Below are 804 nucleotides of genomic sequence, written 5' to 3' on the forward strand. Positions count from 1 at the left end.
GTTTTGCTTGTTGCCAAGAAAACCACGCCATTGATGACTTCTCCATTATGGTCAATTAAAGGCCAAATAGGCTCTTAGATTGCTCTTTGCGGATTTCTGTTTCATCAGCCCATTCGATTAGGCCTGTTTCCAAATCCATCAAACGCATTGTCATTTTGTAGTATACATCTTTATCGCTACCTGCATTTTTCACGATGCTAGAAAGGTTACCGTAAAGCATGTATTGCGCACCGACCATTTTACCAAACTGAATTGCTGTACTTTGGTTAACAAGCTCGTCCGTATTTTGGAAGTTAAGTTGTTCACGAACCGATTCTACGCGGTCCATATCAACAAAGCGGAATTTGCCTGAGTTCAGCATTTTAGTTGAGATGGTATCAGTGATCGATTCAGTGTCGATGTGCTCACTGGTTTTGTTCTTGATTCGCTCAACAAACACGATTGGACGTTGGTCACGAGTAATTGCTGCTACTGAACCTGACATCATCATGCTGTCTACCATCTCGCCAGCAATTTTTTGTAGGTCCGTCGAACCGAAATCGATGGTTGTGGTTTCAGTCGCTTGTGAATCACCGTAAGAGACTTTGTTAGAACAACCACCCAAAATAACGGCTAGACCTAAAAGAGCAATAATACTTTTTTTCATGAGAGTTCCTTAGTTATATCAATACCAGCGCATGTTGGCGCGGCAGCTACGGCAAAGCCGTTAAGATTAATCGTCTTGTGCTTCTCTAATTTGAACACGGAAATGTGTGCCATTTGGATTGACCGTGACCTCCGAAAGCGTCACAGATTCAAATCCAC

The 804-nt window shown here is 42.5% G+C and carries 1 protein-coding gene and 1 pseudogene; both read right to left on the reverse strand.

The features are described 5' to 3' along the window. Positions 1-55 precede the first annotated feature (55 nt). Positions 56-646 carry a penicillin-binding protein activator LpoB gene (gene lpoB, locus R8N49_RS26325; RefSeq protein ID WP_005456187.1) on the reverse strand — a complete coding sequence of 197 codons (591 nt, stop codon included), beginning with the start codon at positions 644-646 and terminating at the stop codon, positions 56-58. Positions 647-712: 66 nt separating this feature from the next. Continuing rightward, positions 713-804: pseudogene (locus R8N49_RS26330) on the reverse strand (DUF1425 domain-containing protein); the annotation flags it as partial.

This window comes from Vibrio sp. 1978, assembly GCF_033344345.1.

Coding starts and splice junctions, on each gene's coding strand:
- lpoB (WP_005456187.1), bottom strand. CDS start 646: ATGAAAAAAAGTATTATTGCTCTTTTAGGTCTAGCCGTTATTTTGGGT.